Annotated in this window: 10 protein-coding genes; 3 read left to right on the top strand and 7 right to left on the bottom strand. The window is 70.6% G+C overall.

Annotation, left to right across the window (positions count from 1 at the left end; genetic code table 11):
• Positions 1–41 precede the first annotated feature (41 nt).
• The 6 genes from AB0E85_RS08510 to AB0E85_RS08485 all read right to left on the bottom strand — a co-directional run bounded on the left by AB0E85_RS08510 (position 42) and on the right by AB0E85_RS08485 (position 7,633).
• Complete coding sequence (locus AB0E85_RS08510; RefSeq protein WP_361923983.1) at positions 42–572, bottom strand: GNAT family N-acetyltransferase; 531 nt, start codon at positions 570–572, stop codon at positions 42–44.
• A gap of 114 nt (positions 573–686) precedes the next feature.
• The gene (locus AB0E85_RS08505) at positions 687–1,535 is read right to left on the bottom strand and encodes a GNAT family N-acetyltransferase (RefSeq protein ID WP_361923981.1); all 849 of its coding nucleotides are present in this window, start codon (positions 1,533–1,535) and stop codon (positions 687–689) included.
• 178 nt (positions 1,536–1,713) lie between these two features.
• Complete coding sequence (gene ispG, locus AB0E85_RS08500; protein WP_352096987.1) at positions 1,714–2,871, bottom strand: flavodoxin-dependent (E)-4-hydroxy-3-methylbut-2-enyl-diphosphate synthase; 1,158 nt, start codon at positions 2,869–2,871, stop codon at positions 1,714–1,716.
• A gap of 168 nt (positions 2,872–3,039) precedes the next feature.
• The gene (locus AB0E85_RS08495) at positions 3,040–4,332 is read right to left on the bottom strand and encodes a site-2 protease family protein (protein WP_361924068.1); all 1,293 of its coding nucleotides are present in this window, start codon (positions 4,330–4,332) and stop codon (positions 3,040–3,042) included.
• An 8-nt stretch (positions 4,333–4,340) separates the two neighbouring features.
• Positions 4,341–5,597, bottom strand: coding sequence for a 1-deoxy-D-xylulose-5-phosphate reductoisomerase (dxr, locus tag AB0E85_RS08490; protein WP_361923978.1), 1,257 nt, complete (start codon positions 5,595–5,597; stop codon positions 4,341–4,343).
• Positions 5,598–5,692: 95 nt separating this feature from the next.
• Entirely contained in the window at positions 5,693–7,633 is a 1,941-nt protein-coding gene (locus AB0E85_RS08485; RefSeq protein WP_361923976.1) for an acyl-CoA dehydrogenase family protein, read from the bottom strand.
• A gap of 349 nt (positions 7,634–7,982) precedes the next feature.
• Between AB0E85_RS08485 and AB0E85_RS08480 the strand changes: the two genes are divergently transcribed.
• The 3 genes from AB0E85_RS08480 (at position 7,983) to AB0E85_RS08470 (ending at position 12,421) form a co-directional block, all read left to right on the top strand.
• Positions 7,983–8,996: a LacI family DNA-binding transcriptional regulator gene (locus tag AB0E85_RS08480; RefSeq protein WP_361923974.1), complete on the top strand. Its 1,014-nt coding sequence runs from the start codon at positions 7,983–7,985 to the stop codon at positions 8,994–8,996.
• A 94-nt stretch (positions 8,997–9,090) separates the two neighbouring features.
• Positions 9,091–11,133 carry a glycoside hydrolase family 31 protein gene (locus tag AB0E85_RS08475; protein ID WP_361923972.1) on the top strand — a complete coding sequence of 681 codons (2,043 nt, stop codon included), beginning with the start codon at positions 9,091–9,093 and terminating at the stop codon, positions 11,131–11,133.
• A gap of 100 nt (positions 11,134–11,233) precedes the next feature.
• Entirely contained in the window at positions 11,234–12,421 is a 1,188-nt protein-coding gene (locus AB0E85_RS08470) for a sulfotransferase (protein ID WP_361923970.1), read from the top strand.
• Positions 12,422–12,453: 32 nt separating this feature from the next.
• Here AB0E85_RS08470 and AB0E85_RS08465 read toward each other — a convergent pair whose 3' ends face one another.
• Positions 12,454–13,167, bottom strand: a complete 714-nt coding sequence (locus tag AB0E85_RS08465; protein ID WP_361923968.1) for a hypothetical protein — start codon at positions 13,165–13,167, stop codon at positions 12,454–12,456.
• Between the last annotated feature and the right edge of the window lie 19 nt (positions 13,168–13,186).

Below are 13,186 nucleotides of genomic sequence, written 5' to 3'. Positions count from 1 at the left end.
GGCAGGAGGTTAGCCGGGGGGTGCGGGGCGGTGGAAATCGGTTAGCGGCGCAGGAGCGGGAGCGGGGCTCCCATCACCGCGTACGGCTTCGGGGCGCTCGGGAAGAGGACCTGGCGGGCGAGGTCCTGGTAGCCGAGGGAGCGGTAGAGGGCGCGGGCGGGGCTCTCGGTGTCGATCGCGGACAGGATCGAGCGGGGTTCGGCGGCGCCGTCGGTGATCGTGGTGATCAGGGAGCGTCCGAGGCCGCGGTTCTGGTACGCGGGGTGGACGTGCAGTTCGGTGATCACGAAGCTGTCGTCGAGCCAGTGGTCGTTGTCCTGGGCGCGGAGGTAGGGCTCGACGACGGTGGACCACCAGTGGGTGCGGTCGTTGGGCATGCCGTAGACGAAGCCGACGAGGCTGCCGTCGGCTGTGGCGCCGAGGGCGCGGGCCCCCGGGTACGTCATGTGACGCAGGACGATCTGGCGTCGGACGGCCACCTCGTCCGGGCCCAGGCCGAAGGCCACGGCTTGGACGGCCAGCGCCTCGTCTACGTGGGCGGAGAGGTCGAGTGGGCCGATCACCAGGTCCATGCGGGGAGCCTACAGGGGGCTTTCGGTTGTCACCCGGGTCATGGTGGTCTTCGGCTGAGCGCGCCCACGCGGCGGAGCCGCACATGGACAAGGCCCCGCGCCCCGAGGGGCACTTCAGAACAGGACGCTCATGAAAGCTCCCACTTCCTGGAAGCCCACCCTCTGATAGGCCTTCCTGGCCGCCGTGTTGAAGTCGTTGACGTAGAGGCTGACCACGGGGGCGACGTCGGCCAGGGCGTAGCGCAGCACGGCCGCCATGCCGGGGGCCGCCAGGCCGGTGCCCCGGTACTCGGGGGCCACCCACACGCCCTGGATCTGGCAGGCGCGGTCCGTCGCGGCGCCGATCTCGGCTTTGAAGACGACCTTGCCGTCCGCGTCGAAGCGGGCGAAGGCGCGGCCGGAGCCGACGAGTTCGGCGACGCGGGCCTGGTAGAGCAGGCCGCCGTCGCCGGCCAGCGGGGAGACGCCGACCTCCTCGGTGAACATCGCGACGCACGCCGGCATGATCGTCTCCATCTCGTCCTTGCGGACGCGACGGACGTAGGGATCCGGGGTGATGCCGGCCGGGAGGCGGTCGGTGACCATGAGGGGCTGGTGCCGGCGGACCTCGCGGGCCGGGCCCCACTGGGGTTCCAGCAACCGCCACAGGTCGGAGGTGGCGCCGGAGGGGCCGACGATGGAGGAGCAGCGGCGGCCGGCCCGGCGGGCACGGTCGGCGAAGGCGCGGACGGCGCGCGGGCCTGCGCAGATCGGGACCAGGTTGGCGCCCGCGTAGCACAGGGAGGTGAGTATGCCGTCCTCGTACCAGCCCCACATCTCGCCGCCGAGCCGCCACGGGTCGAGTCCGGCGACCTGTACGCGGGACGTCACGAAGGCGTTCGCGACCGGCTCGCGGTCGAGGACGGCGAGCGCCGCGTCCAGGTCGCTCGGTTCGAGGACCCGTGAGGTGGTCTGCGTCAACACGTGCGGGCCTCACGAACTGGGGTTGCTGGTCTCCGCACTATAGCTGCGCTGCTTGGGTGGGGCGCCTGGGAGCCCGCGGGGAACGGTTCGGCGGCGTGTGCGGGTCCGATGTGGCTGGGCGCGCGGTTCCCCGCGCCCCTGAAAGACGGGGCACCGGGGAACCGCCGATCGAAGGGGCTCAGCCCGCGACCGCCACCGACGGCTCGCCCGAGATCACGCCGTCCTTCTCCATCTGCTCGGCCAGCTTCATGGCCTCTTCGATGAGGGTCTCCACGATCTTGGACTCGGGGACGGTCTTGATGACCTCGCCCTTGACGAAGATCTGACCCTTGCCGTTGCCGGAGGCGACGCCGAGGTCGGCCTCGCGGGCCTCGCCGGGGCCGTTCACCACGCAGCCCATGACGGCGACGCGGAGCGGGACCTCCATGCCGGTGAGGCCGGCGGTGACCTCTTCGGCCAGCTTGTAGACGTCGACCTGGGCGCGGCCGCAGGACGGGCAGGAGACGATCTCCAGGCCGCGCTCCTTGAGGTTCAGCGACTCCAGGATCTGGATGCCGACCTTGACCTCCTCGGCCGGCGGCGCGCTCAAGGACACCCGGATCGTGTCGCCGATGCCCTGGCTCAGCAGCGCGCCGAAGGCCACCGCCGACTTGATGGTGCCCTGGAAGGCCGGGCCCGCCTCGGTGACGCCGAGGTGCAGCGGGTAGTCGCACTGGGCGGCGAGCTGCTTGTACGCCTCGATCATGACGACCGGGTCGTTGTGCTTGACGGAGATCTTGATGTCCCGGAAGTCGTGCTCCTCGAAGAGGGACGCCTCCCACAGGGCCGACTCGACGAGGGCCTCGGGGGTCGCCTTGCCGTACTTCTGGAGGAGGCGGCGGTCGAGGGAGCCCGCGTTGACGCCGATGCGGATCGGGGTGCCGTGGTCCCGGGCCGCCTTGGCGATCTCCTTGACCTTGTCGTCGAACTGCTTGATGTTGCCGGGGTTGACGCGGACCGCCGCGCAGCCGGCCTCGATGGCGGCGAAGACGTACTTCGGCTGGAAGTGGATGTCCGCGATCACCGGGATCTGCGACTTGCGCGCGATGGTCGCCAGGGCGTCGGCGTCGTCCTGCGTGGGACAGGCGACCCGGACGATCTGGCAGCCGGAGGCCGTCAGTTCGGCGATCTGCTGGAGCGTCGCGCCGATGTCGGAGGTGCGGGTCGTGGTCATCGACTGCACCGAGACGGGGGCGTCTCCGCCGACGGCCACGGATCCGACCTGGATCTTGCGGCTCTTCCGGCGCTCGGCGAGCTTGGTCGGAACGGACGGCATGCCGAGAGAAATCGCAGTCATCTGCTGTGCAACCCCAAGTCGTGGATCAAGGTCCGGTCCCGTGAGCAGCGGGCTCCGAGCTCCGAGATTACGGCACATGCCTCGGGGCGGGCACATCCCACCCACCGTGCCACCCAATGGGAGGCGGCCCGGCGAAAAGCATGCCGGGCCGCCACGAACGCCGTATGACTAGGAGATTCTCACCGGGTTAACCACGTCGGCGATCAGGACCAGGATGGTGAAGCAGATGAAGATCCCGGCGACCACGTAGGCGACGGGCATGAGCTTCGCCACGTCGAAGGGGCCCGGGTCCGGCCGGCGCAGCACCTTGGCCGTGTTGCGGCGCAGCGACTCCCACAGGGCGCCCGCGATGTGACCGCCGTCGAGCGGCAGCAGCGGGAGCATGTTGAACAGGAACAGGGAGAGGTTGAAGCCGGCGACCAGCATGAGGGCCATGGCCAGCTGCTGGGTGGGCGGGATGTCGAGGGTGAAGATCTCGCCGCCGACGCGGGCCGCGCCGACCACGCCCATCGGGGAGTCGGCCTCGCGCTCGGCGCCGTCGAAGGCCGCGTTCCACAGCGCCGGCACCTTGCCCGGGAGGGCGGCGAGGGAGTCGACGGCCTCACCGATGCGGTCGCCCATCCAGGTCACCGAGTCGCCGAAGTCCTGCTTGACCACGCCGGTGGCGGCGCTGAAGCCGAGGAAGCCGGCCTGGACGTACTGGCCCTCGACGATCTGGCCGGAGGCGTCCTTCTTGGCGACCTGGTTCGTGGCGATCTTCGCGTGCAGGGTGACGTCCTGGCCGCTCCGCTCGACGACGATCGGCACCTCCTTGCCGGGGGTGGCGCGGATGAGGTCGGACAGCTTGTTCCAGTCGTCGGTCTTCACACCGTTGAAGGAGACGATCTTGTCGCCCGCCTTGAGGCCGGCGGCGGCGGCCGGGGCGGCCGGGTCGCCCTTCTCGCACTTGTCGCGGTTCTCGTTCTGCGCGATGACGCACTGGGAGACCGAGCTGACCGTGGTGGTCTGCTGGGTGATGCCGAAGCCCATCAGGACGGTGAGGAACAGCGCCACCGCGAGGACCAGGTTCATGAAGGGGCCCGCGAACATCACGATCACGCGCTTCCAGGGGGCGCGCGTGTAGAACATGCGGTTCTCGTCGCCCGGCTTGAGCTCCTCGTAGGCGGCGGTGCGGGCGTCCTCGATCATGCCGCGCCAGGGGGAGGTGGAGCGGGCTTCCATCCGGCCGTCGGGGCCCGGCGGGAACATGCCGATCATGCGGATGTAGCCGCCGAACGGGATGGCCTTGATGCCGTACTCCGTCTCGCCCCTGTTGCGCGAGAAGAGGGTGGGGCCGAAACCGACCATGTACTGCGGCACGCGGATGCCGAAGAGCTTGGCGGTGGACAGGTGCCCCAGCTCGTGCCACGCGATCGAGAACAGCAGGCCGACCGCGAAGAGGAGTATGCCGAGGATGAACATCAGGGTCGTCATGCACGGGCCTCCGCCGTCTGTGCCGCCAGTTGCCGGGCCCGGGTCCGCGCCCAGGTCTCCGCTTCGAGGACGTCCGACACCGTGAGTGAGGTTCCCGTACCCGGGGTGCCGTGCTCCTCGACGACCCGGGTGACGGTGTCCATGATCCCGTCGAAGGGCAGCGCGCCCTGACGGAACGCCTCCACGCACTCCTCGTTGGCCGCATTGAACACCGCCGGGGCGGTGCCCGCGAGCTCACCGACGTGCCGGGCGAGGTTCACCGAAGGGAAGGCCTCGTTGTCGAGCGGGAAGAACTCCCAGGTCGAGGCCTTGCTCCAGTCGAAGGTGGGCGCCGCGTCGGGGACGCGCTCGGGCCAGCCGAGGCCGATAGCGATGGGCCCGCGCATGTCGGGCGGGGTCGCCTGGGCCAGTGTCGATCCATCCGTGAACTCAACCATCGAGTGGACATACGACTGGGGATGCACGACGACCTCAATGCGGTCGAAGGGAATGTCGTAGAGGAGGTGTGCCTCGATGACCTCCAGGCCCTTGTTGACGAGGGTCGCGGAGTTGATCGTGATGACCGGGCCCATGGCCCAGGTGGGGTGGGCGAGGGCGTCCTCGACGGTGACGTCCGCCAGCTCGGCCTTCGTGCGGCCGCGGAAGGGGCCGCCGGAGGCGGTGACGACCAGCTTGCGGACGTCGGCGCGGGTGCCGGCGGCCAGGGCCTGGAAGAGGGCGGCGTGCTCGGAGTCGACCGGGATGATCTGCCCGGGCTTGGCGAGGGCCTTGACCAGCGGGCCGCCCACGATGAGCGACTCCTTGTTGGCGAGCGCGAGGGTGCGCCCCGCCTCCAGGGCGGCCAGGGTCGGGGCGAGTCCGATGGAGCCGGTGATGCCGTTCAGGACCGTGTGGCAGTCGGAGGCTGCGACCTGGGACGCCGCGTCCGGGCCGGCGAGGATCTCGGGGAGCGGCTCGCCCGTGCCGTACTGCGCGGTGAGCGCCGCGCGCAGGGCCGGTACGACGTCCTCGCGGGCCACGGCGACCGTCCGCACCCGCAGCCGGTACGCCTGCTCGGCGAGGAGGGCGACCCGCCCGCCGTTGGCCGAGAGGCCGGTGACCCGGAACCGGCCGGGGTTGCGCAGCACGAGGTCGATGGCCTGGGTGCCGATGGACCCGGTGGAGCCGAGGATCACCACGTCCTTGGGGCCGTCGCCCGCTACGGGGTCGTAGACGAGGTGCGGGTCGGCGAGGGGGGCTGGACTGTCGCTCATTGCTCCATTGTTGCCGTAAGGCCGGTGTGTGAGGACAGCGCATCCCCTTCCCGGGGGCGCGCGCCACCTCCTTGCGCGCCCCCGGGAGGCCGGGGCTACCGGATCGGCCGGTGGACGTTCTCCTTCCGGCTCGGGCCCGGTGTCGCGTCCGCGATCCAGGGGCCGTCGCCCGACGGGTCGACGATGCCCTGCTCCAGCCATGTGTACGTGCCGGACAGGACGCCCTTGACGACCTTGCGGTCGAGGTCGTCGGTGTTGGTCCACAGACGGGTGAAGAGCTCCTCGACGCGGATCCTGGACTGGCGGCAGAAGACGTCGGCGAGCTGGTAGGCCTCGCGGCCGTGGTCGCCCTGGCCGCGCAGGAGTTCGGCCCGGACGCAGGACGCGCTCATGGCGAACAGCTCGGCGCCGATGTCGACGATCCGGCCGAGGAAGCCCTGCTTGGACTCCATGCGGCCCTGCCAGCGGGACATGGCGTAGAAGGTGGAGCGGGCGAGCTTGCGGGCGGTGCGCTCGACGTAGCGCAGGTGCCCGGAGAGGTCCACCTCGTGCTTGAACTCACCGTAGGAGGCCGGCAGCTGGCCGGGTCCCGCGACCAGTTTCGGCAGCCACTTGGCGTAGAACACGCCCGCGTTGGCGCCGGCCCTGGCCTTGTCTCCGAGGGTCTTCTCGGGGTCGATGAGGTCGCCGGCGACCGACAGGTGGGCGTCGACGGCCTCGCGCGCGATCAGCAGGTGCATGATCTCGGTGGAGCCCTCGAAGATGCGGTTGATCCGCAGGTCCCGCAGGAGCTGCTCGGCGGGGACGCCGCGCTCACCGCGGGCCCTCAGCGACTCGGCCGTCTCGAAGCCGCGGCCGCCGCGGATCTGGACGAGTTCGTCGGCCATCGTCCAGGCCATCTCGGAGGCGTAGAGCTTGGCGAGGGCGCCTTCGATGCGGATGTCGTTGCGGTCCTCGTCGGCCATCTGCGAGGCCAGGTCCGTCACGGCCTCCAGGGCGAAGGTGGTCGCCGCGATGAAGGAGATCTTGGAGCCGACCGCCTCGTGGTGCGCGACGGGCTTGCCCCACTGCTCGCGTGCCGCCGACCACTCCCGGGCGATCTTCAGGCACCACTTGCCGGCCGCGACGCAGGACGCGGGCAGGGAGAGCCGTCCGGTGTTGAGCGTGGTCAGGGCGATCTTGAGGCCCTGACCCTCCTCGCCGACGCGGTTGGCGGCGGGGACGCGGACCTGGTGGAAGCGCGTGACGCCGTTCTCGATGCCGCGCAGGCCCATGAAGGCGTTGCGGTTCTCGACGGTGACGCCCGGCGCGTTCGTCTCCACGACGAAGGCCGTGATGCCGCCGCGGTGGCCCTCGCTCTTCGGCACCCGGGCCATCACGACCAGCAGGTCGGCGACCACGCCGTTGGTGGTCCACAGCTTCACGCCGTCGAGGACGTACTCGTCGCCGTCGGGGATCGCGGTGGTGGCGAGGCGGGCCGGGTCGGAGCCGACGTCGGGCTCGGTGAGCAGGAAGGCGCTGATGTCCGTGCGGGCGCAGCGCGGCAGGAAGCGCTCGCGCTGCTCCTGGGTGCCGAACAGCTTGAGCGGCTGGGGCACGCCGATCGACTGGTGCGCGGAGAGCAGCACGCCGATCGCGGGACTGGCGGAGCCGGCCAGGGTGAGCGCCTTGTTGTAGTAGACCTGCCCGAGGCCGAGCCCGCCGTACTTGGTGTCGATCTTCATGCCGAAGGCGCCGAGTTCCTTCAGCCCGTCGATCACGTCGTCGGGGATCCGGGCCTCGCGCTCGATGAGGGCACCGTCGACCTTGGTCTCGACGAAGTCGCGGAGCTTGGCGAGGAACTCCTCGCCGCGCTGGGACGCCTCGTCGTCCGGGAGGGGGTGGGGATGGATGAGGTCGAGCCGGAAGCGGCCGAGGAACAGCTCCTTGGCGAAGCTGGGCTTGCGCCAGTGCTGTTCCCGGGCGGCCTCCGCCACCTCACGGGCCTCCCGCTCGGTGACGGCGGGACGGGAAGAAGGGGTGGTGGAAGCGGACATGAGGGGCACCTCGCCGCAACTAGAAGATGGAGGACCGTTTCGTTACCGACCAGTGCTACTGGATCGTTGGTACCCGAATCCGGACGCTCCCACCAGTCCTCGCGCGTCCGTTCAGCCGAAGGGGGGCGGGGCGGCCCCGGCACTTGTCGCGCGTCCGACGACGGTGTTGCATCGAGGTGCCGTCCCGGCGGCCGCTCCGGGCTCTGAGAGCGCTCCGGGAAATACGCGTCGAAGCGCTTCGATAACCTATGGACACCCACTCCTGCTGGGGCTACTGTCGAACCACCCCCACCCACCGTTATCAGCTACGCGCACTGTCGAAGCGCTTCACAAGAGCTTGGAGAGCTGGATGGTCACCCTTGCCGAGGTCGCCCAGCACGCCGGAGTCTCGGCGAGCACGGTGAGCTATGTCCTCAGCGGCAAGCGGTCCATCTCCGCGAACACCCGGCAGCGGGTCGAGCGGAGCATCCGCGAGCTCGGCTACCACCCGAACGCCGGGGCCCGTGCCCTGGCCAGCAGCAAGTCGAACATCATCGCGCTGATGGTCCCGCTGCGCACGGACATGTACGTGCCCGTGATGATGGAGATCGCCATCGCCGTGGCGACCTCCGCCCGCGCCCACGGGTACGACGTGCTGCTGCTCACCGGCGAGGAGGGCCCCGACGCGGTGCGCCGCGTGGCGGGCAGCGGCATCGCCGACGGGATGATCCTGATGGACGTCGAACTCGAAGACGAGCGGCTGCCGTTGCTGCGGGAGACGGACCAGCCGTCCGTGCTGATCGGACTGCCCGCCGACACCTCGGGCCTGACCTGCGTCGATCTGGACTTCCGGGCGACGGGCGCCCTGTGCGTGGAGCACCTGGCCAAGCAGGGCCACCAGGACATCGCCGTCATCGGGGAGGCTCCGGCCGTCTACGAGCGGCACACCGGCTTCGCCGAACGCACCCTGGACGGACTCAGGTCCCGTTCCCGGGAGCTGGGGGTCCGGCTGCTGCACCGGCCGTGCGAGGGCGGCTACGACGCGATGGCGGTGACCCTCGCCCGGATCCTCGACGAGCGCCCGGACACCTCGGGGCTCATCGTGCAGAACGAGTCGGCGGTCGAGCCGCTGCTCGCGCTGCTGCGACAGCAGGGCCGGGCCGTGCCGGAGGACGTGTCGGTGGTCGCGATCTGCCCGGACCAGGTCGCGATGCAGGCCTCCGTGCGGCTCACGTCGGTCGCCATCCCCGCGCAGGAGATGGGGCGGCACGCCGTGGACCACCTGGTGGCCAAGCTCGACGGGCGCGGCAGCGACGAGGTCGTGCTGATCGCGCCCGAGCTGACGGCACGGGGGAGCACGGGACCGGCGCCGAGCCGGTCGTAGTCACTCCCCGTCATTGAGTCTCCGTCACTCCCGGCATTGAACAGCGCCCCTTCCGGGGCACCCCCATGTCTGCTTCCGCACAGGAGCCCACCCCGTGAATCAGCCTGCTGAAACCCAGCCCCAGGTGAGCCTGGCGCAGTCCTCCCCGACCGTCGGCACGTTCCGCGAGCGGGACGGCGCGCTGGAGTGGAGCGGCCGCCAGGAGACCGTACGGATCGAGCCATGGGGTCCGGACGCGGTCCGGGTCCGTGCCCGGCTCGGCGGCCCCGTCCTCGAAGGGCTGCCGGGCGCCCTGCTCGACGAGGCTCCCGCGACACCGTCCACGGTGAAGACCGAGGACGGCCGGGGACTGCTGACCGTCGGCGCGCTCACCGTCGAGGTGAGCGCCGAGGGCCTGATCCGCTTCCTGCGCACGGACGACTCAACCGAGATCCTCGCCGAGGACCGCGCCCACTTCTGGTGGCCCGGCTCCCGCCTCTACACGGCCGTCGGCAACGGCCACCACCGCCTGGAGCAGCGCTTCGCCGCCTACGACGACGAGAAGCTGTACGGCCTCGGCCAGCACCAGCACGGGCGCCTGGACCAGAAGGGCCTGGTGCTGGACCTGGTCCAGCGCAACGCCGAGGTCGGCATCCCGGTGCTCAGCTCCAGCCGGGGCTACACCCTGCTGTGGAACAACCCGGCGATCGGCCGCGTGGAGCTGGCACACAACGGCACCCGCTGGGTCGCCGACTCGGCCCGGCAGATCGACTACTGGATCACGGCGGGCGACCCGGCCGACGGACAGCGCCGCTACAGTGCGGTGACCGGCCGGCCCCCGATGCTGCCGGAGTGGGCGGCGGGCTTCTGGCAGTGCAAGCTGCGCTACCGCACCCAGGACGAGCTGATGGCGGTGGCCCGGGAGTACAAGCGGCGGGGACTGCCGATCTCGGCGATCGTCTGCGACTTCTTCCACTGGACGCACCTCGGCGACTGGAAGTTCGACCCGAAGGAGTGGCCGGACCCGGCGGCGATGGTGCGGGAGCTGGAGGAGCTCGGCATCAAGCTGGTGGTGAGCGTCTGGCCGTCGGTGTCGCCCCTGAGCGAGAACCATCCGGTCCTGGAGCAGCGCGGCTGGTTCATCGGCACCCAGTACGGCCCGATGGCGCACGCCGACTGGCCCGACAAGGAGGTCGCCTCCACGGTCCAGGTGGCCTTCTACGACGCCACGAACCCCGAGGCCCGGGAGTTCGTGTGGTCGAAGGTGAAGGAGAACTACCTCGACCCGTACGGCATCACGGCGTTCTGGCTGGACGCCTGCGAGCCGGAGCTCAAGCCCGGCTTCCAGGAGAACCTGCGCTATTGGGCGGGCCCGGGCCTGGAGGTCGGCAACGCCTACCCCGCGGAGAACGCCCGCACGTTCTACGAGGGTCTGCTCGCCACCGGCGAGGAGGAGATCGTCACCCTCAACCGCTCGGCCTGGGCGGGCAGTCAGCGCTACGGCGCCGCCCTGTGGTCCGGTGACATCGGCACGGACTTCCCGACCCTGCGCCGCCAGATCGCGGCGGGCCTCAACACGGCCCTGTCGGGCATCCCGTGGTGGAACACCGACATCGGCGGCTTCCACGGCGGCGACCCGGACGACCCGGCGTACCGGGAGGTGATGGTCCGCTGGTTCCAGTTCGGCGCGCTGTCCCCGCTGATGCGGCTGCACGGCTTCCGCGACCCGGGCATGCCGCTGGGCCCGGAGATGACGGGCGGCCCGAACGAGGTGTGGTCGTACGGCGAGGAGGCCGGGGCGATCCTGGAGCGGTACCTGCGGCTGCGCGAGCGGCTGAAGCCGTACGTGCTGGACGTGATGCGGGCGGCCCACGAGGAGGGCCTGCCGGTGATGCGGCCGCTGTTCCTGGAGTTCCCCGACGACCGGGCGGCCTGGTCGGTCGACGACTCCTACCTGTTCGGCCCCGACCTGCTGGTCGCCCCGGTGCTGACGGCCGGCGCCACCGCCCGTACGGCGTACCTGCCGGCCGGGGCGTCCTGGACGGACGCGTGGACGGGTGAGGCGTACGAGGGCGGCCGGTCCGTGACGGTCGACGCCCCGCTGGACCGCATCCCGCTGTTCCTGCGGGACGGGGCACGGCTGCCTGTGGCGGAGTAGCCGTGGCCGTGGGGCGGCCGGTGCGTGACGTGCCGGTCGGATTCCGGCCGTCCCTCGGCATGCGTGCGACATGGGGCAGTTCGGTCGATAGGGTCTTGTCGTGTCCTCTTCACCGCTTGCCCTCACCGTGGCCGGTCTGCTGCTGCGGCCGGCCTTCGGGTCCCGTCGTGATCCCGGCCGGATCTTCGACCGCATCGTGGTGGAGGCCGGCGAGGCCCCGGGAGACCGGGAGTTCGTCGACGGCTTCCGGGACCTGCTGGGCTGGTGGGCGAAGGCGGAGCACCTCACCCCGGTCGGCTGGCAGGCCGCGCAGGGGCACGTCCGGCGGCACCTCGCCAACCGGGCGCGGGTGCGGCGGCTGATCGCCGAGCACCCGGAGATCGAACGGGAACCCGTCGAGAAGCCGGTGTTCGTCGTCGGGCTGCCCCGCACCGCGACCACCGTCACCCACTCGGTGCTGTCGGTCTCCGCGGAGCACCGCAGCCCTCTGCTGTGGGAACTGCTCGCGCCGGACCTGGAGTTGCCGCCCCGTGAGCGGCGCAGGGCGATCGCGGCCGGGCGGCGGATGGTCCGGGGCACGGACCTGTTCGCGCCGCGCTTCCGCGACATCCACGCGATGGCGGCCGAGGGCCCGGAGGAGTGCACCTTCGCGCTGCCGCACGCCCTGATGCCGTTCTCCCAGGCGCGCATCCCCGAGTACCAGGCCTGGCACTGCGCGCGGGACTTCACCGCCGACTACCGGTACCTCAAGCAGGTCTACCAGGTGCTCCAGTACGGCCGTCCGCGGCGGCGCTGGATGCTCAAGTCCCCCATGCACCTGGAGAATCTGGACGCGCTGCTGACGGTGTTCCCCGATGCCACGATCGTGTGGTGCCACCGCGATCCGGTGACCGCCGTGGCGTCCTTCTGCTCCCTGATCGAGCACGGCATGGCCGTCAGCACCCGCCCCGTCGACCCGGCCGGCATCGGAGCCACCTGGCTGGAGCTGCTGAGCCGGGCCATGACCCGCGGTCTCGCGGCCCGGGCCGCCATCCCCCCGCAGCAGTTGGTGGACGTCCCTTACTCCTGGCTCGGTTCCGACCCGGCGTCCGGCGCGCCGAAGCTGTACGCCGCCGTCGGCGCCCGGTGGACCGAGGCCGAAGCGTCCCGGCTCGCCGCGGCCGTCGCCCGTCCGAAGGGCACCCGCAAGCACACCTACGACCTGTCCCGTTACGGTCTGACCCGCGGCGAGGTCGAGTCGGCCTTCGCGGAGTACGACGCGCTGCGGGCCGGGGTCGAGCGCACCTGACGGCACGACCCGGCCCCGGCCCCCGGGACGGATCAGCTGCTGCTGACCGTCAGGTTGTTGGTGGTGAAGTTCAGCCCGCCGGACGACGAGGTGACCTCGTAGCCGAACTGCACGTCACCGATCGTCTCGTTGCCCATCCACTTCTTGGTGTCCTTGATCCACTTCAGGATCGGCAGGATGTTCACGGTGCCGGAGCTGGAGTTGGAGGTGCGGATGAACGAGAACACCTCGTTGGCTCCGTTGGTGCCCTTGAAGACGTTCCAGGAGTGGCCGCCCAGGCTGACGGTGCCCTGCGAGCTGCCGAGCGGGCCGACGGGTCCGGTCTTGTTGACCCAGAGCATGATCTCGTAGTCGTGGTCCGTGTCCCAGATGTCGTACGACGTGTTGTACGCGCCGGACGACGGGACGCTGACGTTGTAGCTGCTGGAGAGCGAGCCCAGCGAGGTGATCGACTTGTTGATCGCCTTCGTCTGGTTGGGGTACGACTTGATGCCGCCGGTGTTGGGGTGGTTGGCCCAGACACCCCAGTTGGTGCCGGAGTTGGCCCAGATGCACTGGCTGCCTGCGCCGGAGCCCCAGATGTTGTTGTAGAGCGTGTAGCCGTTCAGGTTCGTGTTGCCCCACTGATCGCAGGAGTTCCAGACGGCGGCGGAGGCGGGGGCGGAGGCGAGGCCGATCGTGGCGCCGAGTGCCAGGGTGGGGGCCAGCAGGGCCTTGGTGACCCGGCGCAGCGTGCTTGATGCCATGGTGTCCCTTCCATGGGTG

Source organism: Streptomyces sp. NPDC029044 (assembly GCF_040637495.1).
GTDB lineage: Bacteria > Actinomycetota > Actinomycetes > Streptomycetales > Streptomycetaceae > Streptomyces.
This window is presented reverse-complemented; position numbering and strand designations above follow the sequence as displayed.